This is a genomic window from Streptomyces sp. NPDC033270 (genome assembly GCF_055576575.1).
In genome coordinates this window covers 35,614-57,435 of record NZ_JBVIRA010000019.1, presented here as the reverse complement: position 1 = coordinate 57,435, position 21,822 = coordinate 35,614, and the positions used below count along the sequence as shown (strand labels likewise).

Below are 21,822 nucleotides of genomic sequence, written 5' to 3'. Positions count from 1 at the left end.
CCACACTTGAACCCGCTGGGCCGAAGGAACTGACTGCCGTCCCTGTCAGTACTTCGGCCCGATGTGTTGGTCCATGAGGGCGACGGAGGCGCGCCGGGCCACGGAGATGTTGAACGGGTCGCTGCCGCGGGCGAGGGTCGTCCACTCGACCCCGACCTTCGTGAGGGTGTCCGAGCAGAGCCTGCGAATGTCGTCGGACTTGTTGCTGAAGAAGTACCGCGGGTATTCGTAGCGCTTGCGCTGCCCGCCGACCGTCCTGGTGGTCCAGTTGGTGATCCGACAGCCGTCGGAGTGGATGAGCCCGCGGAGGAACTCCCAGGGGTACTCGTCCACGATCTGCTGCTGCCACGCTTCGAGGACGATCGGCCGCTCGTGCTTCTTTCCCTCGCCGTGCTGAGGGAACATGCACCATAAGTGCTTGGAGTAGACCTTCACGTTGTGACAGCCGGTCCTGCTGACGCGGCACACGGAGTTCTCCGGGAAGACCGCGCGCATCGCGGCTTCGCAGGCGTCCATGAGGCCTGGCCAGTCGTCGCCGCATGTGATCATGAGACTCGGTACGCGGTGTGCCGAGTACTGGATGATGTGGCCGTCGCCCAGGTAGAGGGCGAGGAGGTAGGAGTACGCGGCTGCGTCGAGCTCACGCCCGTCACACCGTGGGCATTTCGGATCGTGGGCTCCTGGACACTCGCCGCGCTCGGCGCGGTCCATGTGCAGCCAGTAGCCGATGGTGCCGAGGGGGATGCCCAGTGCGCGGGCCACATCCGCGTTCCTTGCCCCCGCGCGGAGCTGGGTGATTGCCTTGTGCCGCACGTCTGTGCCGTGGAATCTCATGACATCACTGTGCGTGACGAATTGCGAGGACGGAACGAAAGTGCGTGCGAATCACGCGAAGGTGCGATTCCGCTTGTTTGAGGTGCCCGGTGTGGGATTCGAACCCACATGCCCAAGGGCACGGCTGTTTGAGAGCCGCGTGTCTGACCAGTTCCACCAACCGGGCCGGTTGCGAGAGACACCCTACCGTGTGCATCACGGCGGCCGCCTCTAGGTAGGCTGCAATGGCACCACCTGCCTGGAACGAGGAGTCCCGTGAGCGCCGCCGAGCCCGAGCAGCCCGTCGCCGATGACGATCAGTCGCATGTCCCGCCGCTGACCACGCGCGTCGTGATCGCCGAGGACGAGGCTCTCATCCGTCTCGATCTCAAAGAGATGCTGGAGGAGGAGGGCTACACCGTCGTCGGCGAGGCCGGGGACGGGCAGACCGCCGTGGACCTGGCCCGGGAGCACCGCCCCGACCTGGTGATCCTGGACGTGAAGATGCCGGTTCTGGACGGTATCTCGGCGGCCGAGAAGATCGCCGAGGAGAGCATCGCGCCGGTGCTGATGCTGACCGCGTTCTCGCAGCGTGAGCTGGTGGAGCGGGCGCGGGACGCGGGCGCGATGGCGTATCTGGTGAAGCCGTTCTCCAAGAGCGATGTCGTGCCGGCGATCGAGATGGCGGTGAGCCGGTTCACCGAGCTGAAGACGCTGGAGAAGGAGGTCGCGGACCTCACGCAGCGGCTGGAGACGCGCAAGCTGGTGGACCGGGCGAAGAGCATTCTGCAGACGCAGTACGGGCTGACGGAGCCGGCCGCCTTCCGCTGGATCCAGAAGACGTCGATGGACCGCCGGCTGTCGATGCAGCAGGTCGCCGAGGCGGTCATCGAGGACGCCGAGGAGAAGAAGCAGAAGAAGGACCAGTAGTCGCGCGTTGTGCGTGGGCGGCCCCGTACCGGTGGACACCGGTGCGGGGCCGCTTGTTTGGGGGAGTGGGGTGGTCAGTCCTCGCCCAGGTACGCCTTGCGGACGGATTCGTCGTGGAGGAGCGATTCGCCGGTGCCGGAGAGGGCGATGCGGCCGATTTCCATGACGTGGGCGTGGTCGGCGAGGGAGAGGGCGGCCTGGGCGTTCTGTTCCACCAGCAGGATGGTGGTGCCTTCGGAGCGGAGTTCGCGGATGGTCTCCATGATTTTCTGCATCATGATCGGCGAAAGGCCCATGGAGGGTTCGTCGAGCATGAGGAGTTTGGGGCGGGACATCAGGGCGCGGCCCATGGCGAGCATTTGCTGTTCGCCGCCGGAGAGGGTTCCGGAGGCTTGTTTGCGGCGTTCCCCGAGGATGGGGAAGAGGTCGTAGATCCGCTGGATGTCGGATTCGATGCCGCCGGCGTCCTTGCGGAGGAAGGCGCCGAGCTGGAGGTTCTCGGCGATGGTGAGGCGGGGGAAGAGCCGGCGGCCTTCGGGGGAGTGGGCGAGGCCGAGTTCGACGATCTTGTGGGCGGGCACGCCGTTGAGCGGCTGTCCGTCGAAGGTGATCTTTCCGGCGAGCGGCTTGAGGAGGCCGGAGAGGGTGCGCAGGGTGGTGGTCTTTCCGGCGCCGTTGGTGCCGATGAGGGTGACCGCCTGACCTGCTTCGACGGAGAACGAGATGCCCTTGACGGCTTCGATCTTGCCGTAGGCGACGCGGAGGTCCTCGACCTCGAGAAGTGCGGTCATGGGGTGTCTCCGGTCTGCTCCTCGGCCGGCTGGTGGGCCGGCTCCGCGGTGTCGCTGGTGGTGTCCGGTGCCACGGGTTCCCCGAGGTATGCGGCGATGACGCGTTCGTCGGCCTGGACGACGTCCGCGGTTCCTTCGATGAGTTTTTGGCCTTGGACGAGCACGGCGACGCGGTCGCAGAGGTTGAAGATGAACCGCATGTCGTGCTCGATGACGAGTACGGCGGTGCCCTGGTCGCGGATGGCGAAGACGAGTTCCTGGGTGGCGCGGGTTTCCTGGGGGTTCATGCCCGCGGTGGGTTCGTCGAGCAGGAGGAGTCCGGGCTCGCTGGCGAGGGCGCGGGCGATTTCGAGCTTGCGTTGTTCGCCGTAGGGGAGGTTGCGGGCGAGGTGGTCGCGTTTGTGGGCGAGTCCGGTGAATTCGAGGAGTTCCATGGCGCGTTCTTCGCTGCCGAGTTCGGCCTTTTTGAAGCCGGGGCCTCTGAGCAGTGCCGACCAGAGGCCTTCTTTTGTGCGCGTATGACGGCCTACGAGGACGTTCTCCAGGACGGTCATGTTGGCGAAGAGGCGGATGTTCTGGAAGGTGCGGGCTATGCCGGCCTGGGTGACGAGGTGGGGTTTGCGGGAGAGGCGGGTGCCTCGGTAGCTGACCGTGCCCTCGGTGGGGGTGTAGAGGCCGGTGAGGCAGTTGAAGAAGGTGGTCTTGCCGGCGCCGTTGGGGCCGATGAGGCCGACGATCTCGCCGCTGTTGACGGTGAGGTCGACGCCGCGTACGGCGGTGAGTCCGCCGAAGCGCATGGTGACACCGGATGCTTCGAGGAGGGTGTCGGTGGCGGTGATGGTGGGTGTGGTCATGGTGTCGTCACGCCTTTGCCTTGGTGACGCCGATGGTCGCGTCTGCGTCGGGCAGGCGCTGTTGATCGGGCACGTCGAGCTGGCCGGTCTCGTGGAATTCGAGCTGCTTCCTGCGGTCGGCGATGAGGCCTTCGGGGCGGAAGCGCATCAGCAGGACGAGCGCGATGCCGAAGAGGAGCAGCTGGTAGTCCTGGAGGAAGTCGAGCTTGGCCGGGATGAGGAAGAGCAGGGCGGCGCCGACGAGGGGTCCGCTGAGGGTTCCCATGCCGCCGAGGATGACGGCGGCGAGGAGGAAGGCGGAGTTGGGCGGTTGGGGCCCGGCGAACTGGAACTGCTCGGGCGTGGCCGTCGTTACCACGTGTGCGTGGACGGTGCCGGCGAGTCCGGCGAGGGCGGCGCCGAGGGCGAAGGCGAGGAGCCGGAGCCGGAAGCTGTTGATGCCCATGGCGATGGCGGCGGTCTCGTCTTCGCGGATGGCGATCCAGGCGCGGCCGATGCGGGAGGCCGCGGCGCGTCGGAAGACCATGACGACGAAGGCGGTCACGAGGATCATCAGCAGGTAGTAGTTGCCGTAGGTGGCGATGGGGATGCCGAGGATGTCGTGGGGTTCGCCGAAGTTGAAGCCGAAGATTTCCAGGTTGGGGATGTTGGGGATGCCCATGGCGCCGTTGGTGACGTCGGGGCCGGTGGTGCCGTTGAGGTTGAGCATGGCGATGCGGAAGATCTCACCGAAGCCGAGGGTGACGATGGCGAGGTAGTCGCCGCGTAGGCGGAGGGTGGGGGCACCGATGAGGACGCCGAAGACGAGGGAGGCGGCGGCGCCGGTCAGGAGGGCTGCCCAGAAGGGGAAGCGGATGCCGAGGGCGGATTCGGCGGAGCCGGAGACGAGGGCCGCGGCGTAGGCGCCGACACCGAGGAAGGCGACGTATCCGAGGTCGAGGAGGCCGGCGAGGCCGACGACGACGTTGAGGCCCAGGGCGACGGTGGCGAAGATCAGGATGTTGGCCCCGATGATCGTGTACTGGTCGGTGTCCTGGGTGAAGGGGAAGCTGGCGGCGGCGAGGAAGGCGGCGCACAGGGCCGGGCCGCGGTGTGCGTGGGTGAGTTCGGTGAGTCGTTTGATCAGTCCTGCCCGGTTGAGGGCGGGGATGGCGATCACCATGAAGAGGAGGTATCCGACGAAGGGGGCGCCGTCGTCGGTGTCGATGCCGTAGGTGAAGGCGAGGAGTCCGGCGGCGAAGGCGGCGGCGATGACGAGGATTTCGGCCCAGCCGGGCAGCTCGCGGGTGCGGCGTGCGACGGGGGAGGCGGCGAGGGCCGCGGTGAAGCGCTGCCAGGCGTCCTTGGGCGGTGTGTCCGGGGTGCGGTCGGCGGGGAGGCCGAGCGCGGCGAGGAGGGTGACCAGGGAGGTGACGCCGGCGAGGAAGCCGCCTGGTTCGAGGTTGACCAGGCCGCCGAGTTGGACGGCGATGGCGATGAGGGTGAACCAGGTGGCGGCGAAGGTGGCGAGGGCGGCCAGGAGCACGGGGGCGTTGCGGCCGCCGGGGGTGAGCCATTGCAGGCCGCGGATGCCGAGTCCCGCCGCGGCGAGGAGGAGGGTGAGGACGCCGCCGACGAGGGTGAGGAGCTGCAGTCCGGCGGGGGATCCGTAGTAGGTGAGTTCGCCGGGGAAGTCGTTGCTCCAGGTCCAGGCGAGGCCGGTGGTGACGGCGGTGGCCAGGGCGGCCGCCGCGGTGGCGAGGCGGGCGGGGCGCTCGGGGAGCGGGAGTACGCCCGGGGTGCCGGGTGCGGTGGTCTTGGTGAGGTCCGTGGTCATCGCTATCACGCCCGATCCGCGACGCGTTCGCCCAGTAGACCTTGCGGTCTCAGGAGGAGTACGAGGATGAGGAGGACGAAGGCCCAGACGTCCTTCCAGGCTCCGCCGCCGAATTGCTGCATGCCGGGGATCTCTTCGATGTAGGCGGTGGCGAGGGCTTCGGCGATGCCGAGGACGACGCCGCCGAGCATGGCTCCGTAGATGTTGCCGATGCCGCCGAGGACGGCGGCGGTGAAGGCCTTGAGGCCCATGATGAAGCCCATGCGGAACTGGACCTCGCCGGTGCGCAGCCCGTAGGCGACGGCGGCGACGCCGGCGAAGGCGGCGCCGATGGCGAAGGCGAGGACGATGATCCGGTCGGTGTTGATGCCCATGAGCTTGGCGGTGTCGGGGTCCTGGGCGGTGGCCTGCATGGCGCGGCCGCTGCGGGTCTTGGCGACGAAGAAGCCGAGGGCGATCATGCAGGCGGGGGCGGCGATGAGGACGAAGAGGTCGCCGCGTTGGACGGTGGCGCCCAGGATCTCGAAGGAGTGGCCCTTGAACTGGGGGAAGACGCGGGCCTGCTTGCCGTCGGGGTACCACTTCCAGATCGCTTGCTGGAGGGCTATGGAAAGGCCGATGGCGGTGATGAGGGGTGCGAGGCGGGGTGCGCCGCGCAGCGGTCGGTAGGCGAACCGTTCGGCCGCGATGCCGACGAGGACGGACACGGCGATGCTGCCGAGGAGCATGATCGGCAGGGCGAGGGCGAGTGAGGTGCCGGCGGGCAGTGCGAGGTAGACGCTGAGTGCGCCGAAGCCGCCGACCATGAAGATCTCGCCGTGGGCGAAGTTGATGAGCTGGACGATTCCGTAGACCATCGTGTAGCCGATCGCGATGAGTCCGTACATCGCGCCGAGGATGAGTCCGTTGGCCAGCTGTTGCGGCAGTTCGCTCACCGCAGGCCTCCGTTGTGTGGGAGTGAGGGGATTCCGGGGTGTCCCGGTGTGCCACGGGCCGCGCCAGGGTCGTTCGTGGCGTCCTGGCGCGGCCCGGGGTGGAGCGGTGTGTCAGGTCGGTTCAGCTCTTGTCGAACTTCTTGAATTCGGCGCTGAAGCGGGAGGCCCACTTGCCCTTGTCGACCTGGTAGGCGGTGATCATGGTGTTGGTGGTGTCGCCGTACTTGTCGAAGGCGACGGGGCCGGTGACGCCGTCGAAGCTGACCTTGTTCATGGCTTCGGACACCTTCTTGCGGGCGTCGTCGGGGAGCTTGCCGTCGTTGCCGTCGACGACGGCCTTGACGGCCTGGATGAGGGCCCAGGTGGCGTCGTAGGTGGAGCCGCCGTAGGCCTCGTAGGCCTCCTTGAAGCCGGCTGCCTTGTAGTCGGCGATGAACTTCTTGGCGGAGGGGAGTTCTTCGACGGGCTTGCCGACGGAGGAGGCGTAGTCGCCCTGCGCCTTCTTGTTGAGCTTGATGTAGTCGGCGCTGTACATGCCGTCGCCGCCCATGAGGGGGACGGTGACGCCGCCGTCCTTGAGCTGCTGGCTGAGGGGGCCGGAGGCGGGGTACTCGCCGCCGTAGAAGACCAGGTCGGGCTTGGCGGACTTGACCTTGGAGACGACGGCCTTGAAGTCGCGGTCTTCGGGGCTGACGTGCTCGGTGCCGACGATCTTGCCGCCGAGCTTGGTGAACTGGTCCTTGAAGGAGGAGGCCAGGCCGACGCCGTAGGTCTTCTGGTCGTCGATGACGTAGGCCTTCTTGACCTTCATCTTCTCGTAGGCGTACTGGCCGTCGAAGGCGCCCTGCACCTCGTCGGTGGTGGCGGTGCGGAAGTACGTGGGGAACTGGCGGGCGCGCTTGTCCTTGCGCCAGTCGGGGCCCTGGGTGAGGTCGGGCGTGGTGTTCGCCGGGGATATCAGGGTGAGGTCGTTCTGCTTGGAGACCTGCTGCATGGACTGGGCGACGCCGGAATTGAGCGGGCCGACGATGCCGAGGACGTCCTTGTCGCCGGCGAGCTTGGTGGTGTTCTGCTGGCCGACGTTGGGCAGGGCCTTGTCGTCGAGGGCTTCGAGTTTGAAGGTGACGCCCTTGACCTCGCCGGCCTTGTTGGCGTTGTCGACGGCGAGCTGGGCGGAGTTGCGTATGCCCAGGCCGAGCGCGGAGAGCTCGCCCGTGGTGGGGGCGTCGAGGCCGATGACGACGGTGGTCTTGGAGCCGTCGCCGCTCTTGTTGTCGCCGCGGGAGCCGCACGCGGAGAGCGTGAGGGCGCCTGCGGTGACTGCGGTGGTGAGGATGAGCAAGGAACGGTGACGCACGATCAGTCCTTTCCCTGGCGCGGCCATGGCTGTCGCGTGGCCGATTCGCCCGCCGGGCTGTACGTGGTACAGGGATGTCCGTCCTCACAGGGAGCCCGGCGGCGCGGTGACTGGCGGTGACTCTAGAGCGGTGTTCGTCGCGTCGGCAGAGGCGCTGACCAGGATGTGACGCTCTTGTTATGACCGGCTACGAGCGTTTCGCCCTCATGCTCCTTACAGGCGGGGCGGACGCGGCGCGGAGGATGAACTTGCACTTCCGTGGGTAAATCTGAACCGGGGTGTCGGTATCGCGTCCGGCTATCGGACGTGGTGGGCGCGGCGGTGCCGCGGCCGGTGTGTCGCCCGGTGCGCGGGTTGGGGCGACAGGGCGCGCGTGTTACGCAGCGTTACGGATATGCGGACGGCCCCGCTCCCGGAGTGGGGGCGGGGCCGTGGTCGCCGGCGGTGCGGTGCCGTCCGTTTTTGGTCAGCCGCGGTAGGCGTCGGTGTCGACGTCGCGCAGCATGCAGGTCAGGCGGGCGGTGCAGACCCGCTTGTCGTGCTCGTCGGTGATCACGATCTCGTAGGTGGCGGTGGAGCGGCCGCGGTGTACGGGGGTGGCGACGCCGGTGACCAGTCCGGAGCGGGCTCCGCGGTGGTGGGTGCAGTTGAGGTCGACGCCGACGGCGAGCTTGGTGGGGCCGCCGTGCAGCATCGAGCCCACGGAGCCGAGGGTCTCGGCCAGGACGGCGGAGGCGCCGCCGTGCAGCAGGCCGTAGGGCTGGGTGTTGCCCTTGACGGGCATGGTGCCCACGACGCGCTCCGGCGCCGCCTCGGTGACCTGCAGGCTCATCCGCTCGCCGAGGTGTCCGGCGGAGAAGAGGGCGGGCAGGTCGAGACCGAGGCCCGCCCACTGGTCGAGGATCTGCTGCGGAAACTTCGTGGTGTGGTGCTCGCCCATGCTTACGGCTCCGTTCGCTCGCCCGTGATCGTCGTCGATCCGTGCCTGTTCCTATCAGGCCGCTGAGCGGGCGCTCAGCGCGGGGGTTGTCCGCGGCGGCCGGCGGCCTGGTGGCGGTCAGTGCTGGTGGGGGGTCTCCAGGCGGATCACCACGGACTTGGCGGCGGGGGTGTTGCTGGTGTCGGCGGTGTGGTCGAGCGGGATGAGCACGTTGGTCTCGGGGTAGTAGGCGGCCGCGCAGCCGCGGGCGGTGGGGTAGTGCACGACGCGGAAGCCGGGCGCCCGCCGCTCGCTGCCGTCGGTCCATTCGCTGACCAGGTCGGTGTAGTCCCCGTCGGCCAGGCCTCGTTCGCGGGCGTCGTCGGGGTGCAGCAGCACCACGCGGCGGCCGTTCTTGATGCCGCGGTAGCGGTCGCTCAGGCCGTAGACGGTGGTGTTGTACTGGTCGTGGGAGCGCAGCGTCTGCAGCAGCAGTCGTCCTTCGGGGACGGTGGGGTAGGTGACGGGCGCGGCGGTGAAGTTGGCCTTGCCGGTGGCGGTGGGGAAGCTGCGGCTGTCCCTGGGGGCGTGCGGGAGGGCGAAGCCCCCGGGGCGGGCGACCTTGGTGTTGAAGTCCTCGAAGCCGGGGATGACATGGGCGATCCGGTCGCGGATCGTCGCGTAGTCCTTCTCGAACTTCTCCCACGGGGTGCGGCTGGCCCCGCCCAGGACGCGGCGGGCCAGGCGGGCGACGATGGCCGTCTCGGACAGCAGGTGGGGGCTCGCGGGCGCGAGGCGGCCGCGCGAGGCGTGCACCATGCCCATGGAGTCCTCGACGGTCACGAACTGCTCGCCGCTTTCCTGCAGATCGCGTTCGGTGCGGCCCAGGGTCGGCAGGATCAGCGCGCGGGCGCCGGTGATCACGTGCGAGCGGTTGAGTTTGGTGGAGACGTGGACGGTCAGCCGGGCGCGGCGCATCGCGGCCTCGGTGACGTCGGTATCGGGCGTCGCGGCGACGAAGTTGCCGCCCATCGCGAAGAACACCTTGGCCTGGCCGTCGCGCAGTGCGCGGATGGCGCGGACGACGTCGAGGCCGTGCTCCCGGGGCGGCGCGAAGCCGAACTCCTTCTCCAGGGCGTCGAGGAAGGCGGGTGCGGGCCGCTCGAAGATGCCCATGGTGCGGTCGCCCTGGACGTTGCTGTGTCCGCGCACGGGGCACACGCCCGCTCCGGGGCGGCCGATGTTGCCGCGCAGCAGAAGGAAGTTGACGACCTCCTGGATGGTGGGGACGGAGTGCTTGTGCTGGGTCAGGCCCATCGCCCAGCACACGATCGTGCGCTGGGAGGCCAGGACCATGGCCAGTGCGCGGTCGATCTCCTCGCGGGTCAGGCCGGTGGCCCGCAGCGTCTCGTCCCAGTCGTCGTCGGCCCGTGCCAGCTGCGCGAACTCCGTGAAGCCGTGGGTGTGTTCGCGGACGAAGTCCTCGTCGACGGCGCCGTCGGTGGCGAGGACGAGGCGGTTCAGGGCGCGGAAGAGCGCCTGGTCGCCGCCGAGGCGCACCTGGAGGAACAGGTCGGTCAGGGCGGTGCCGCCGCCTGCCAGGCCGCGGGGGGTCTGGGGGTTCTTGAAGCGCTCCAGTCCGGCTTCGGGCAGCGGATTGATCGAGATGATCTTCGTGCCGCCGGCCTTGGCCTTCTCCAGGGCGGTGAGCATCCGGGGGTGGTTGGTGCCCGGGTTCTGGCCGGCGACGATGATCAGGTCGGCCTTGTAGAGGTCCTCCAGCAGGACGCTGCCCTTGCCGATGCCGATGGTCTCCGTCAGGGCGGAGCCGGACGACTCGTGGCACATGTTGGAGCAGTCGGGGAGGTTGTTGGTGCCGAATTCGCGGGCGAAGAGCTGGTAGAGGAAGGCGGCCTCGTTGCTGGTGCGCCCGGAGGTGTAGAAGACCGCCTCGTCGGGGGAGTCCAGGGCCGTCAGTTCCTCGCCGATGAGGTCGAAGGCCTGCTCCCAGGGGACGGGGACGTAGTGGTCGGCGCCCTCGGCCAGGTACATGGGGTGGGTGAGGCGGCCCTGCTGGCCGAGCCAGTAGCCGCTGCGGGTGGCGAGGTCGGTGACGGGGTGCGCGGCGAAGAAGTCCGGGGTGACGCGGCGCAGGGTGGCCTCTTCGGCGACGGCCTTGGCGCCGTTCTCGCAGAACTCGGCGGTGTGCGGCTTGTCGGGCTCGGGCCAGGCGCAGCCGGGGCAGTCGAAGCCGTCGGGCTGGTTGACGCGCAGGAGGGTCAGTGCGGTACGGCGCACGCCCATCTGCTGCTGGGAGATCCGCAGCGCGTGGGTGATGGCGGGCAGGCCGACGGCGGAGTGCTGGGGTTCGCTGACCTCGGGTGCGTCCTGGACGGGGTCCGACGCGGGCGGCTTGCCTGCCATGGCGCTCTCCCTTTTGGGCCGTGAGCCGGTGCTCGCTCCGCCCCTGACGGCGGATCGTTGCGGTACGCAGCAGATCCTGTCACGGACCGGACCCGGCGGTGTAGCGGCGGTCGCGGGCGGTGCGGGGCGGCGTTTTCGCGGTGCGGGCCGGGCGGTGTGCGGCGGGGGACAGGCGGCGTGCGGCGGGGATTGTCAGTGGGGCGTGGCAGGATCGGGGGCGTGGCAGCAAAGGCAGCGAAGAAGAGCGAAGCGACCGGCACCGAGGCGGCGGCGGGCGGTCGTCCCCGCCTGCTTCTGATGGACGGGCATTCCATGGCATATCGGGCGTTCTTCGCCCTGCCCGTGGAGAATTTCACGACCGTCACCGGACAACCGACCAATGCGATCTACGGCTTCGCGTCGATGCTCGCGAACACTCTGCGCGACGAGGCGCCCACGCACTTCGCGGTGGCGTTCGACGTCTCGCGCAAGACCTGGCGGTCGGCGGAGTTCGCGGACTACAAGGCGAACCGTTCCAAGACCCCCGACGAGTTCAAGGGCCAGGTCGAGCTGATCGGCGAGCTGCTCGACGCGATGCGCGTCAAGCGCTTCGCCGTGGACGGGTTCGAGGCCGACGACGTGATCGCCACGCTCACGGAGCAGGCCACCGCGCAGGGCTTCGAGGTCTCGATCGTCACGGGCGATCGCGACGCCTTCCAGCTGGTCTCCGACGACGTCACGGTCCTCTACCCCACCAAGGGCGTCTCGGAGCTGACCCGCTTCACCCCGGAGAAGGTCTTCGAGAAGTACGGCCTGACCCCCGCCCAGTACCCGGACTTCGCCGCGCTGCGCGGAGACCCGTCCGACAACCTCCCCGGCATCCCGGGCGTCGGCGAGAAGACCGCCACGAAGTGGATCAACCAGTTCGGTTCGTTCGCGGAGCTGGTGGAGCGCGCCGACGAGGTCAAGGGCAAGGCGGGCGCCAACCTCCGTGAGCATCTGGAGGCGGTGAAGCTCAACCGCCGGCTGACCGAGATGGTGCGCGACGTCGAGCTGCCCTGCGGTCCGCAGGCGCTGGTCCGCGAGGCCTACGACCGCGAGACGCTCACGGTCTTCCTCAACGCCCTGGAGATCCGCAACCAGGGCCTGCGCGACCGGCTGCACGCCGTCGACCCGGGTGCCGCCGAGGCCACCGAAGAGGCCGCCCCGGCCGCCGGCGTCGAGGTGGACGGCACGGTCCTGGGCACCGGCGAACTCGCTCCGTGGCTGGCCGAGCACGCCGCCGGCCCACTGGGCGTGGCCACCGTCGACGTCTGGAGCCTGGGCAGCGGCAGCGTCGCCGAGGTGGCGCTGGCCACCCCCGACGGCCCGGCCGCGTGGTTCGACCCCGCCCAGCTGGACGAGGCCGACGAGCGGGCCTTCGCCGCCTGGAGCGCGGACGCGGCCCGCCCCAAGGTGATGCACAACGCCAAGGGCCTGATGCGGGTCTTCGGCGAGCACGGCTGGCGCATCGACGGCGTCACGATGGACACCGCGCTGGCCGCCTATCTGGTCAAGCCCGGCCGCCGCTCCTTCGCCCTGGACGCCCTGTCCGTCGAGTATCTGGGCCGCGATCTCGCCCCGGCGGCCGCCGGCGACGGGCAGCTGGCGTTCGGCGCGGACGAGGAGGCCGAGGCGGACGCCCTGATGGGGCAGGCGCGTACGGTCCTGGACCTGGGGGCGGCGTTCGAGACGAAGCTGGCGGAGGTCGGTGCGGCCGAGCTGCTGCGCGACGTGGAGCTGCCGACCAGCGAGCTGCTGGCCCGCTTGGAGCGGGCCGGGATCGCCGCCGACCGGGGCTGGCTGGAGCGCATGGAGCAGCAGTTCGCCGGCGCCGTGCAGCAGGCCGTGAAGGAGGCGCACGACGCCGCGGGCCACGAGTTCAACCTGGGCTCGCCCAAGCAGCTGCAGGAGGTCCTCTTCGGCGAGCTGGGCCTGCCCAAGACCAAGAAGACCAAGACCGGCTACACCACCGACGCCGACGCCCTGGCCTGGCTGGCCGCGCAGACCGAGAACGAACTCCCGGTGATCATGCTCCGCCACCGCGAGCAGGCCAAGCTGCGCACGACGGTCGAGGGGTTGATCAAGACCATCGCCGCGGACGGCCGGATCCACACCACCTTCAACCAGACCGTGGCCGCGACCGGCCGGCTGTCGTCCACGGACCCCAATCTGCAGAACATCCCGGTGCGTACGGACGAGGGCCGGGCGATCCGCCGCGGCTTCGTCGTCGGCGAGGGCTTCGAGTCCCTGCTGACGGCCGACTACAGCCAGATCGAGCTGCGGGTGATGGCCCACCTCTCCGAGGACGAGGGCCTGATCGAGGCGTTCACCTCCGGCGAGGACCTGCACACCACGGTCGCCTCCCATGTCTTCTCGGTCGCCACGGACCAGGTCGACGCGGAGATGCGCCGCAAGATCAAGGCGATGTCCTACGGCCTGGCGTACGGCCTGTCGGCCTTCGGCCTCGCCCAGCAGCTGGGCATCCAGCCCGATGAGGCCCGCAAGCTGATGGACAACTACTTCGAGCGGTTCGGCGGCGTACGCGACTACCTCCGGCGCGTGGTGGAGGAGGCCCGCGCCACCGGCTACACGGAGACGATGCTGGGCCGCCGCCGCTATCTGCCCGACCTCAACAGCGACAACCGCCAGCGCCGCGAAATGGCCGAGCGGATGGCGCTGAACGCCCCGATCCAGGGCACCGCCGCGGACATCGTCAAGATCGCGATGCTGCGGGTCGACGCGGCGCTCAGGGCGGCGCAGCTGCGGTCCCGGATGCTGCTCCAGGTCCATGACGAAATCGTCGTCGAGGTGGCCCCCGGCGAACGCGAGAGGGTCGAGGAGATCCTCCGCCGGGAGATGGCCGCGGCGGTCGACCTGCGCGCCCCGCTGGACGTCTCGGTCGGCTCGGGCAAGGACTGGGAATCGGCGGCGCACTGACCCACCGCGGGGGCCGGTACAGCTCCGGCCCCCGTTCCGGCCCGCCCCCGGTCCGGGCCCACGGCTCAGCCGCGGGCCTGCACCGACCGGCCGGACACGCCCTCGCCCCCGGCCGGCCGTACCCGCCGCTGCAGCAGCCGTACGGCCACGGCGTACAGCGGTAGCCCCACCACGAGGCCCGCGCCGGCGCCGAAGAGCACCGTCGGGATGTAGTTCGGCCAGCTCACGGCGTCGCCGTAGACGGCGTGCGCCCGCAGGGTCCGGTGTGCCGCGCCGAGCACCACGCACAGGGCGAGCGGCGCGGTCAGCAACAGCCGCAGCCCCACGGTCAGCGAGGGCACGGCGCCCGGGTCGGGTGCGGCGGCCAGGGAGCCCGCGGGCCCGCCCGCGCCCCGCAGCGCCGACCATCCGAACCACGCCATGGCCACCATCGCCAGCGCCGAGGTGCCGTACTGCACATACGTCGCCACCGGCAGACCGCCCACGAGGTCGTTCAGACCGGGCACCAGGCGGGTGCCCCAGCGGCCCGGGTGGGTGAAGGCGTCCCACACGACATGGGTCGCCGCCCCGAGCACCGCCGAGACGATGAACCAGCCCGCCAGCGCGGCGAGTTCACGGGGCCCGCGCGGTCGCCGGGGACGGCCCCGCAGCAGTGTGTGCGTCCGCGCCCGCCAGGCCCGGGGCAGCAGCGCCAGCGCCGGCTCGCGCAACAGCAGCCAGCCGCCGACCAGCGCCGCGGTGACCAGGACATCCACCGTCAGTACGCCGGTCAGCGAGTGGGTGACGTCGCCGAACTCCATGGCGCCCGGTACCACGGTGTCCGCGTAGTACGTCATGTCCGGTGCGAACGACCCCGCGACGAGCGCCGAGGGGACCAGCGGACCACGGGCCGCGCCAGTCCGCCGGATAGCCGGGAGCACGGCGGCGGCATGGCTGAGCGTGAACGGCATGAGCGTCTCCTTGAACGATTCGGATCATTATGTGTCCGATGACGGTGGTAGCTGCCGGGCCCGAGTTGTCGTAGTGTCGCCTGAGTTGACGCGCCGGGGGGCGCGATACCGCACAGGCGACGCGGGTCAGCACGGCGGAGGGGACCACGTATGGCAGCCACATTCCGACGGCGGCTTGTCCGGGGAGCGGCCTCGACGGCCGTGGCGGCCCTGGTGCTCGCCGCCCTGACGGCCTCTCAGGCCCCGGCCGCCACCGAGAGCACGGCCGCCGGGGAGAGCGGGCCGACCCCGCCCCCGGCCGACACCCCCATCGACGGCGGCACGGCGTACTACACCGACCTGCCGCCCCTCAACAGCCCGGTGCCGCCGAGCGGTTCGCACCGGCCCAAGGGCGGCCCCGTCGTCACCGGCCCCGCCCAGGCCGGCATCCCCGCCACCGTCCTGGCCGCGTACAAGAAGGCCGAGTCCCGGATCGGCGGCTCCGATCCCGGCTGCCGCCTGCCCTGGCAACTGCTCGCCGGCATCGGCAAGGTCGAATCCGGCCAGGCGCGCGGCGGAGCGGTCGACGCCGAGGGCACCACCCTCCAGCCGATCCTCGGCCCGCAGCTCAACGGCCACGGCTTCGCGCGGATCACCGACACCGACGGCGGCCGCTACGACGGCGACCTCACCCACGACCGTGCCGTGGGCCCGATGCAGTTCATCCCCTCCACCTGGTCCAGCGGCGGCCCCGGTGGCAGCGGTTGGGGCGCCGACGGCAACGGCGACGGCAAGAAGGACCCCAACAACGTCTTCGACGCGGCGCTCGCCGCCGGCCGCTACCTGTGTGCCGCCGACCGCGACCTGTCGACCCGCCAGGACCTCGACCGCGCGATCCTCGGCTACAACAACTCCGAGGACTATCTGCGCACGGTGCTGTCCTGGTACGCGTTCTACCGCACCGGCACCTACGAGGTGCCGGACGGCAAGGGCGTACTCCCCGTCCAACGGGGCGGCAGCGGCGGGCACGGCGGCGACCGGCCCGAAGGCCGCACCGGCAAGGGCCACGGCCGGAGCACCGGCACCGGCCACCACCCCGGCAAGCCCAAACCGCACGGCCCCGCCGAGCCCAAGCCGCACGGCCGCGCCGAACAGAAGCCGCACGGACCCGCCGAGCCGGGCAAGCCCGCCGAGCCCGGCGGCACCGACCCCGCACCGGGCGGCACGGACCCCCACAAGCCCGGCCCCAAGCCGCCCACCGAGCCCGCCCCGCTCACCGCCCTGGTGCGGGTCGGCGACAAGGACGTGAGCGCCACCGCGGGCACCGAGTTCGCCGCGTCGCCACAGGTGCGCGCCGAGGACGCGACGGGCAAGCCGGTCGCCGGCGCCCCCGTCCGCTTCACCCTCCCCGCGGCCTCCGGTGCCCGCTTCCCCGACGGCGCGACCGCCGTCACCGTCACCACCGGCAAGGACGGCCTGGCCACCGCGCCCACGCTGCACGCGGGCGACAAGGCCGGCGCCTTCACCCTCCGGGCGACGGCCCTCGGCCGCACCGTGCCCGCCGTCGCCTTCGACGCCACTGTCAAGGCCGCGCCGGCGCCGAAGGCCGACCGGCTCGCCCGCACCTCGGACAAGGAGCTGACGACGACCGCCGGCCAGGCGTTCGCGGCGGGCGCGGTCGAGATCAAGGCGACGTACCAGGGCAGGCTCGCGGCGGGGGTGCCGGTCACCGCGACCCTGGTCACCGACGACCCGGACAAGCCCGTGGAGAACGACCACGGCCCCTACTTCGAGAACCCCGAGGCCAGCGGCGACGACAAGGGCAAGCCGGTCCGCACCCGCACCGGGCTCACCACGGACGCCGACGGCCTGCTGAAGCTCCCGAAGATCTGCACGGACACGCACACCGGGACGTTCCTGCTGCGGCTGACCACCGCGGACGGCGCCGTACTCACCGTCGAGCTGAAGGTCACCGCACCGGACCGCGCCTGACCGCGGCCGTGCCCGTGGACCGGGCCGGCATCCGCCCGGTCCGGCGCCGCCGTTCCGCCCTCCGTCCAGGGCGGGACGGCGGCGCCATACGTCCTGGGGTGAAACGTGTTCTCATCTCGGCCGCCCGTTGCTACGGTGCCCCCGCCCTGACGCCGTCGAGGATCCGGGGATCCCCCGGACACGCACCGCAGCAACCGGGAGGCCGGCCATGCGCGCCCTGACAGCAGCCGCGATCGGACTGGCCGCGGCGCTCGCTCTCCTCTTCACCATGACGGCGATCGGTGCGCCCAGCGGCACGACCTCCCCCAAGCCGCTGCTGACCACCGTCCCCGAGCACCCCTGAGGGAGGGACGCCGCCGTCATGCGCCGCACCGCCAGCCTGGTACTGCTCGCCTGCGCCGTCTTCTTCACCGCCCTGTCCCCGCTGATGCGGTGGTACGCCTTCCCGCGGCTCGCCAAGATCCCGCCCGGCCAGTACCAGGACATGGTCCTGGAGGCCAGGCCCGCCACCCTCGTCAACTACGGCACGATGAAGGCCGAGCGGGTCCCCAAGGTCACCATCGTCCAGACCCTCAAGGGCGACGTCGCCGCCTCCGACCGCATCGAGAAGACCGCCGGCCGCGACGTCGTCGTCTGGGACGCGCTGTCCTACGTCGCCGGCCCCGACGGCAAGATGGTCTCCCAGATCCCCGAGCGCTACATCTTCGACGCCCACTCCCAGGAACCCGTGCACGCCACCGGCGAGATGGTCGACGGTGACCCGGTGCGCCGTACCGGCATCGAGTACAAGTGGCCGTTCCTCACCGAGAAGCGCGACTACACCTACTTCGACGCCCAGACCCGCACCTCGGCGCCCATCCACTACAAGGGGACCCGCACCTTCCGCGGCCTGGAGGTCTACTACTTCGAGCAGACCATCCCCTGGACGAAGGTCCCGCTCCCCAAGAAGATGCCGGTCAAGGGCATCACCCCGCAGGCCGTCGCGAAGATGGGCACCACCCGCTGGTACAGCACCAAGCGGATGTTCTGGGTCGACCCGGTCACCGGCGCACCGGTCAACGGCGAGGAGATCCACAAGGAGGAGCTGCGCGGCGGCGATCTGCTGCCCGGCGGCGGCAGGGTCACCGCCTTCGCCGGCCATGTGAAGATGCGCGCCGACTACGTCGACTCCACCGTCGCCCAGGTCACGTCCCAGCGCACCCTCGTCCTGCTGCTCACCAGCTACCTGCCCTGGGGGTTTTTGGTCCTGGGCGCGGCGCTGCTCGCCCTGAGCCTGCACCTCGAGGCCCGCGGCCGCCGCCCCGGCGCCGGACCGGCTCCCACCGGCCGTGCGGCCCCCGCCGCGCCGGACCCACCGCTCACCCCCGCTTGAGCCGCGCCGTCGTGTGCCGGGTCGGCTGCGCGGTCGTCGGGTCCTCCGGCCACGGGTGCTTGGGATAGCGCCCGCGCAACTCCGCGCGCACGGACCGGTATCCGCCCTTCCAGAAGGAGGCGAGATCGGCCGTGACGGCGGCCGGACGCCCCGCGGGGGAGAGCAGATGCACCAGTACGGGCACCCGCCCGCCGGCCACCCGCGGCGACTCCGTCCAGCCGAACAGCTCCTGCAGCTTCACGGCCAGCACGGGCTGCTCGCCGCCGTAGTCCACCCGCACCCGCGAACCGCTTGGCACCTCGATCCGCTCCGGCGCCAGCTCGTCGAAGCGGGCCGCGTCGCCACCCGCCCAGGGCAGCAGCCGGGCCAGCGCCTGCCCCGCGTCGATCCGCTCCAGATCGGCCCGCCGCCGTGCCCGCCCGAGTTCGACCCCGAGCCAGTCCTCGACCCGCTCCAGCAGCGCCGCGTCCGACACATCGGGCCACGGCGCCCCCAACTCCCGGTGCACGAACGCCATCCGCTGCCGCAGCGAGACCGCGGCGGGCGACCACCGCAGCAGACCGGGCCCCTCCCGCCGCAGCCCCGCCTCCACCGCGTCCCGCAGCAGCCCCGCACCGGGCGCGGTCAGCGGCCGCGACGCCAGCTCGATCGCCCCCAGCCGGGTCACCCGCCGGGCCACCACGTCCCCGTCCGACCAGCGCACCTCCTCGTCCGAGGAGTACAGCGCCCGCGCCGCCGCACACGCCGTCCCCTCGTCGATCACCGCCGCCAGCTGCACCCGTGCCGACACCGCCGCCACCGGACGGTCCGCCACCGCGACAGCCAGCCACGCCGCATCCCGCAGCCGGGAACCGCCCCCTCCGGCCCGTGGCCCCGGCCCCGCACCCGCCAGCTCGGCACCGGTCCCGGACGCCATGAGATAGCTCCCCGCGCCGCGCGCCCGGGCCACCCGCTCGGGGAACGCCAGCGCGGCGATCAGACCGGCGACCGCGTCGTCGGACGCCGGCCCCCCGGAGCCACCGCCCCCGTCCGTCCCCGGCTCCGCGCCCGCCGACGCCAGCCGCCGCGCCTCCTGCCGCCACCGGGCCGCGTACGCGTCGCCGCCCCGCCGCGCGCTGCGCCACGCCTCCGCCAGATCGTCCCCGTACGCCCGCGGCGGCTCCTCGCTCAGCAGGGCCACCACCTCGGCGGCGCGCCGTACGCCCACCTCGGGCGCGCCGTCCAGCAGGGCGCGCGCAAGCCGGGGGTGCAGTCCGACCCGAGCCATCCTGGCGCCCCGCTGTGTCGCCCGGCCGTCCTCCTCCACCGCGCCGATCGCCGTCAGCACTTCCCGCGCCGCGGCCAGCGCCCCGGCCGGCGGCGCGTCGAGCAGCGCCAGACCGCTCGCCGCCGGATCGCCCCAGCAGGCCGCCTGCAACGCGAACGCGGTCAGGTCGGCCACCTTGATCTCCGGCTCGGGGAACGCCGGCAACCGCCCGTCCTCGGCCTGTGACCAGCAGCGGTAGACCACACCGGGCGCCTCGCGCCCCGCCCGGCCGGCCCGCTGGCGGGTCGCCGCCCGTGAGGCCCGCACGGTCGCGAGCGCGCTCAGCCCGCGTGCGTGATCCATCCGCGGCACCCGCGCCAGCCCGCTGTCCACCACCACCCGCACACCCGGCACGGTCAGGCTGGACTCCGCCACGGAGGTCGCCAGCACCACCCTGCGCCGGCCGCCGCCACCGGCCAGCACCGCGTCCTGCACCTCGGCCGGCGCCCGCCCGTGCACCTGCAGCACCTCGGCGTCCACCCCGGCCAGCTCCCCGGCGACCCGCCCGATCTCCCCGACACCGGGCAGAAAGCACAGCACGTCACCCGACTGCTCGCGCAGCGCTCGCCGGACCACGCCCGCCACATGCGTCAGCAGCGCCGGATCCACCCGCATCCCGTGCGCCGGCCGTACCGGCCGCTCCGGTGGCGCCCACACCCCCTCCACCGGGTGCGACACGCCCGCCGCCTCGACCACGGGCGCCGCCCCCTGGGAGCCGCCCAGCAAACGGGCCCACCCCTCGGCGTCCGTCGTCGCCGACGCGGCCACGAGCCGCAGCTCCGGCCGCAGCGTCTCGCGTACGTCCAGGAGGAAGGCCGCACAGGTGTCCGCGTCCAGATGCCGCTCATGGCACTCGTCGAGCACCACGACATCGACCCCGGCCAGCTCCGGATCGCGCTGCAGCCGCTGCAGCAGCACACCGGTGGTCACCACCTCCACACAGGTACGCGGCCCGACCCGCCGCTCCCCGCGCACCGTGAATCCGACCTGGTCACCGGCCTTCTCGCCCAGCAGCCAGGCCATCCGCCGCGCCGCGGCCCGGGCCGCGATCCGCCGCGGCTCGGCCACCAGCACCCGCCGCCGGGGCCCCGTGCCGGTCAGGCCGGCGAGCTCCAGCGGCACCAGCGTCGTCTTGCCGGTGCCCGGCGGGGCGCACAGCACCGCCGCACCGGCCTCCTCAAGGGCGGCGCGCAGCGCGGGCAGCGCGGTCCGTACGGGCAGCTGGGCGAGGGCGTCACGGGCGATCACGCCCCCAGTCTGCCGCCCCGGCCTCCGATGCCGGCCCGGGTGCCCCCGTTAGTCCTCCGCCACGCACACGAAGATCGCCGTGCCCGGAATCAGGTGCCCGCGCAGCGGCGACCAGCCGCCCCACTCCTGAGTGTTGTCCTGCGGCCATTCCGGCTCGACGAGATCCACCAGCCGGAAACCGGCCGCCACCACGTCCCGCACCCGGTCGCCCAGCGTCCGGTGGTGCTCCACGTACACCGCCCGGCCGCTCTCGTCCTGCTCCACGTACGGCGTGCGGTCGAAGTACGAGGCCGCCACCGACAGCCCCTCGGGCCCCGGCTCGTCGGGGAACGCCCAGCGGACGGGGTGCGTGACGGAGAAGACGAACCGGCCGCCGGGCCGCAGTACCCGCCGCACCTCGCGCAGCACCCGCACCGGATCGGCGACGAACGGCAGCGCGCCGTACGCGGAACAGGCCAGGTCGAAGCTGCCGTCACGGAACGGCAGCGCCCCGGCGTCCGCCTCCACCAGCGCGGTGGTGTCGTCGTCCGTCCCGTCGGCGATTCGCAGCGCGTGCTGCAGTTGCCGGTGGGAGAGGTCGAGCGCCACCGGACGCGCGCCCTGCGCCGCCAGCCAGCGCGAGCACTGCGCGGCGCCGGCGCCGATCTCCAGGATCCGCTGCCCCTTCAGCCCGTCGGCCGGCCCGAGCAGCCCGGCGTCCGCCTCGTCGAGCCCCTCGGGGCCCCAGATGAACCTGTCGTCCCCGAGGAACGCTCCGTGCTCGCTCTGATACTCGTCCGCGTTGCGGTCCCACCAGCCCCGGTTGGCGCGGCTGCTTTCGGTGTCCGAGGCGTCACGGCGGGTCGCCTCCGGCTCATGCTCTTGGTTCATCGCGCCTGTCGTCGTAGTCTTCGCTCTGCTTGTAGCTGCAGGGACTGTGAGGCCGTTCGACCTCGCGGAACATCGCGTGTGCCGTTTATGGGGCGTTCTGTCCCGGGTGTGCGCGTTCGCGCATTGACCGTGTCCGGCTGCCCCCGTATGCTACAAGTTGCGCTGCGGGCTTGCGCGCCTCAGACGGAGCAGGCCGCGCTCGCATCTGTATGTACCCCTCGGTTTTGAGGCGTTCCGGAACGTTCCCGGTGCTCAGGCATCTGTGAACCTCCGAAGCGAGCGTCTCTGACACTGTCCGGCTTATGCAG

16 protein-coding genes and 1 tRNA gene are annotated in these 21,822 nt (G+C 71.3%); 5 read left to right on the top strand and 12 right to left on the bottom strand.

Annotated elements, in window-relative coordinates; genetic code table 11:
- Positions 1–45: 45 nt before the first annotated feature.
- Together ACZ5XZ_RS24865 and ACZ5XZ_RS24860 are read right to left on the bottom strand one after the other, a co-directional pair.
- Positions 46–834, bottom strand: a complete 789-nt coding sequence (locus tag ACZ5XZ_RS24865; protein ID WP_468981620.1) for a helix-turn-helix domain-containing protein — start codon at positions 832–834, stop codon at positions 46–48.
- Between the two features lie 83 nt (positions 835–917).
- Positions 918–1,000, bottom strand: a tRNA-Leu gene (locus ACZ5XZ_RS24860).
- 89 nt (positions 1,001–1,089) lie between these two features.
- Here ACZ5XZ_RS24860 and ACZ5XZ_RS24855 point away from each other — a divergent pair.
- Positions 1,090–1,743: an ANTAR domain-containing response regulator gene (locus ACZ5XZ_RS24855; RefSeq protein WP_384437711.1), complete on the top strand. Its 654-nt coding sequence runs from the start codon at positions 1,090–1,092 to the stop codon at positions 1,741–1,743.
- A 74-nt stretch (positions 1,744–1,817) separates the two neighbouring features.
- On the opposite strand, the gene ACZ5XZ_RS24850 is transcribed toward ACZ5XZ_RS24855, so the two are convergent.
- The 7 genes from ACZ5XZ_RS24850 to ACZ5XZ_RS24820 all read right to left on the bottom strand — a co-directional run bounded on the left by ACZ5XZ_RS24850 (position 1,818) and on the right by ACZ5XZ_RS24820 (position 10,839).
- Positions 1,818–2,534 (bottom strand): ABC transporter ATP-binding protein, encoded by a 717-nt coding sequence (locus ACZ5XZ_RS24850; RefSeq protein ID WP_468981617.1) that lies wholly within the window; start codon positions 2,532–2,534, stop codon positions 1,818–1,820.
- Positions 2,531–3,388, bottom strand: coding sequence for an ABC transporter ATP-binding protein (locus ACZ5XZ_RS24845; protein ID WP_468981615.1), 858 nt, complete (start codon positions 3,386–3,388; stop codon positions 2,531–2,533). The genes ACZ5XZ_RS24850 and ACZ5XZ_RS24845 overlap by 4 nt, the downstream gene beginning before the upstream one ends.
- 7 nt (positions 3,389–3,395) lie before the next feature.
- Positions 3,396–5,204, bottom strand: a complete 1,809-nt coding sequence (locus ACZ5XZ_RS24840; protein WP_468981613.1) for a branched-chain amino acid ABC transporter permease — start codon at positions 5,202–5,204, stop codon at positions 3,396–3,398.
- Positions 5,205–5,209: 5 nt separating this feature from the next.
- Positions 5,210–6,139, bottom strand: coding sequence for a branched-chain amino acid ABC transporter permease (locus tag ACZ5XZ_RS24835; protein WP_468981611.1), 930 nt, complete (start codon positions 6,137–6,139; stop codon positions 5,210–5,212).
- 121 nt (positions 6,140–6,260) lie between these two features.
- Entirely contained in the window at positions 6,261–7,481 is a 1,221-nt protein-coding gene (locus tag ACZ5XZ_RS24830) for a branched-chain amino acid ABC transporter substrate-binding protein (protein WP_468981835.1), read from the bottom strand.
- Between the two features lie 481 nt (positions 7,482–7,962).
- Entirely contained in the window at positions 7,963–8,436 is a 474-nt protein-coding gene (locus ACZ5XZ_RS24825) for a PaaI family thioesterase (RefSeq protein ID WP_468981610.1), read from the bottom strand.
- Between the two features lie 117 nt (positions 8,437–8,553).
- The gene (locus ACZ5XZ_RS24820; protein ID WP_468981608.1) at positions 8,554–10,839 is read right to left on the bottom strand and encodes an FdhF/YdeP family oxidoreductase; all 2,286 of its coding nucleotides are present in this window, start codon (positions 10,837–10,839) and stop codon (positions 8,554–8,556) included.
- 219 nt (positions 10,840–11,058) lie between these two features.
- Here ACZ5XZ_RS24820 and polA point away from each other — a divergent pair, with 219 nt between their 5' ends.
- Positions 11,059–13,797, top strand: coding sequence for a DNA polymerase I (gene polA, locus ACZ5XZ_RS24815; protein WP_468981606.1), 2,739 nt, complete (start codon positions 11,059–11,061; stop codon positions 13,795–13,797).
- Between the two features lie 65 nt (positions 13,798–13,862).
- On the opposite strand, the gene ACZ5XZ_RS24810 is transcribed toward polA, so the two are convergent.
- Positions 13,863–14,747 (bottom strand): DUF4184 family protein, encoded by an 885-nt coding sequence (locus tag ACZ5XZ_RS24810; RefSeq protein WP_468981605.1) that lies wholly within the window; start codon positions 14,745–14,747, stop codon positions 13,863–13,865.
- Between the two features lie 150 nt (positions 14,748–14,897).
- On the opposite strand from ACZ5XZ_RS24810, the gene ACZ5XZ_RS24805 reads away from it, so the two are divergent.
- From ACZ5XZ_RS24805 to pgfA, 3 genes are all read left to right on the top strand, one after another.
- On the top strand, positions 14,898–16,718 hold the full coding sequence (locus tag ACZ5XZ_RS24805; protein ID WP_468981604.1) for a lytic transglycosylase domain-containing protein: 1,821 nt from the start codon (positions 14,898–14,900) through the stop codon (positions 16,716–16,718).
- Positions 16,719–16,926: 208 nt separating this feature from the next.
- Positions 16,927–17,061: an SPW_0924 family protein gene (locus ACZ5XZ_RS24800; RefSeq protein ID WP_384437739.1), complete on the top strand. Its 135-nt coding sequence runs from the start codon at positions 16,927–16,929 to the stop codon at positions 17,059–17,061.
- 18 nt (positions 17,062–17,079) lie between these two features.
- Entirely contained in the window at positions 17,080–18,090 is a 1,011-nt protein-coding gene (gene pgfA / locus ACZ5XZ_RS24795) for a cell envelope lipid trafficking protein PgfA (protein WP_468981602.1), read from the top strand.
- Here pgfA and hrpB read toward each other — a convergent pair.
- Positions 18,077–20,644 (bottom strand): ATP-dependent helicase HrpB, encoded by a 2,568-nt coding sequence (hrpB, locus tag ACZ5XZ_RS24790; protein ID WP_468981600.1) that lies wholly within the window; start codon positions 20,642–20,644, stop codon positions 18,077–18,079. The genes pgfA and hrpB overlap by 14 nt on opposite strands.
- Positions 20,645–20,692: 48 nt before the next feature.
- The gene (locus ACZ5XZ_RS24785; RefSeq protein ID WP_468981597.1) at positions 20,693–21,514 is read right to left on the bottom strand and encodes a class I SAM-dependent methyltransferase; all 822 of its coding nucleotides are present in this window, start codon (positions 21,512–21,514) and stop codon (positions 20,693–20,695) included.
- Positions 21,515–21,822 lie beyond the last annotated feature (308 nt).

Bases quoted from the DNA above. Each gene is read 5' to 3' on its own strand.
- ACZ5XZ_RS24840 (WP_468981613.1), bottom strand. From the start codon at position 5,204: ATGACCACGGACCTCACCAAGACCACCGCACCCGGCACCCCGGGCGTA.
- ACZ5XZ_RS24785 (WP_468981597.1), bottom strand. From the start codon at position 21,514: ATGAACCAAGAGCATGAGCCGGAGGCGACCCGCCGTGACGCCTCGGAC.
- pgfA (WP_468981602.1), top strand. From the start codon at position 17,080: ATGCGCCGCACCGCCAGCCTGGTACTGCTCGCCTGCGCCGTCTTCTTC.
- ACZ5XZ_RS24810 (WP_468981605.1), bottom strand. From the start codon at position 14,747: ATGCCGTTCACGCTCAGCCATGCCGCCGCCGTGCTCCCGGCTATCCGG.
- ACZ5XZ_RS24800 (WP_384437739.1), top strand. From the start codon at position 16,927: ATGCGCGCCCTGACAGCAGCCGCGATCGGACTGGCCGCGGCGCTCGCT.
- ACZ5XZ_RS24805 (WP_468981604.1), top strand. From the start codon at position 14,898: ATGGCAGCCACATTCCGACGGCGGCTTGTCCGGGGAGCGGCCTCGACG.
- ACZ5XZ_RS24845 (WP_468981615.1), bottom strand. From the start codon at position 3,388: ATGACCACACCCACCATCACCGCCACCGACACCCTCCTCGAAGCATCC.
- ACZ5XZ_RS24825 (WP_468981610.1), bottom strand. From the start codon at position 8,436: ATGGGCGAGCACCACACCACGAAGTTTCCGCAGCAGATCCTCGACCAG.
- ACZ5XZ_RS24820 (WP_468981608.1), bottom strand. From the start codon at position 10,839: ATGGCAGGCAAGCCGCCCGCGTCGGACCCCGTCCAGGACGCACCCGAG.
- ACZ5XZ_RS24850 (WP_468981617.1), bottom strand. From the start codon at position 2,534: ATGACCGCACTTCTCGAGGTCGAGGACCTCCGCGTCGCCTACGGCAAG.
- ACZ5XZ_RS24865 (WP_468981620.1), bottom strand. From the start codon at position 834: ATGAGATTCCACGGCACAGACGTGCGGCACAAGGCAATCACCCAGCTC.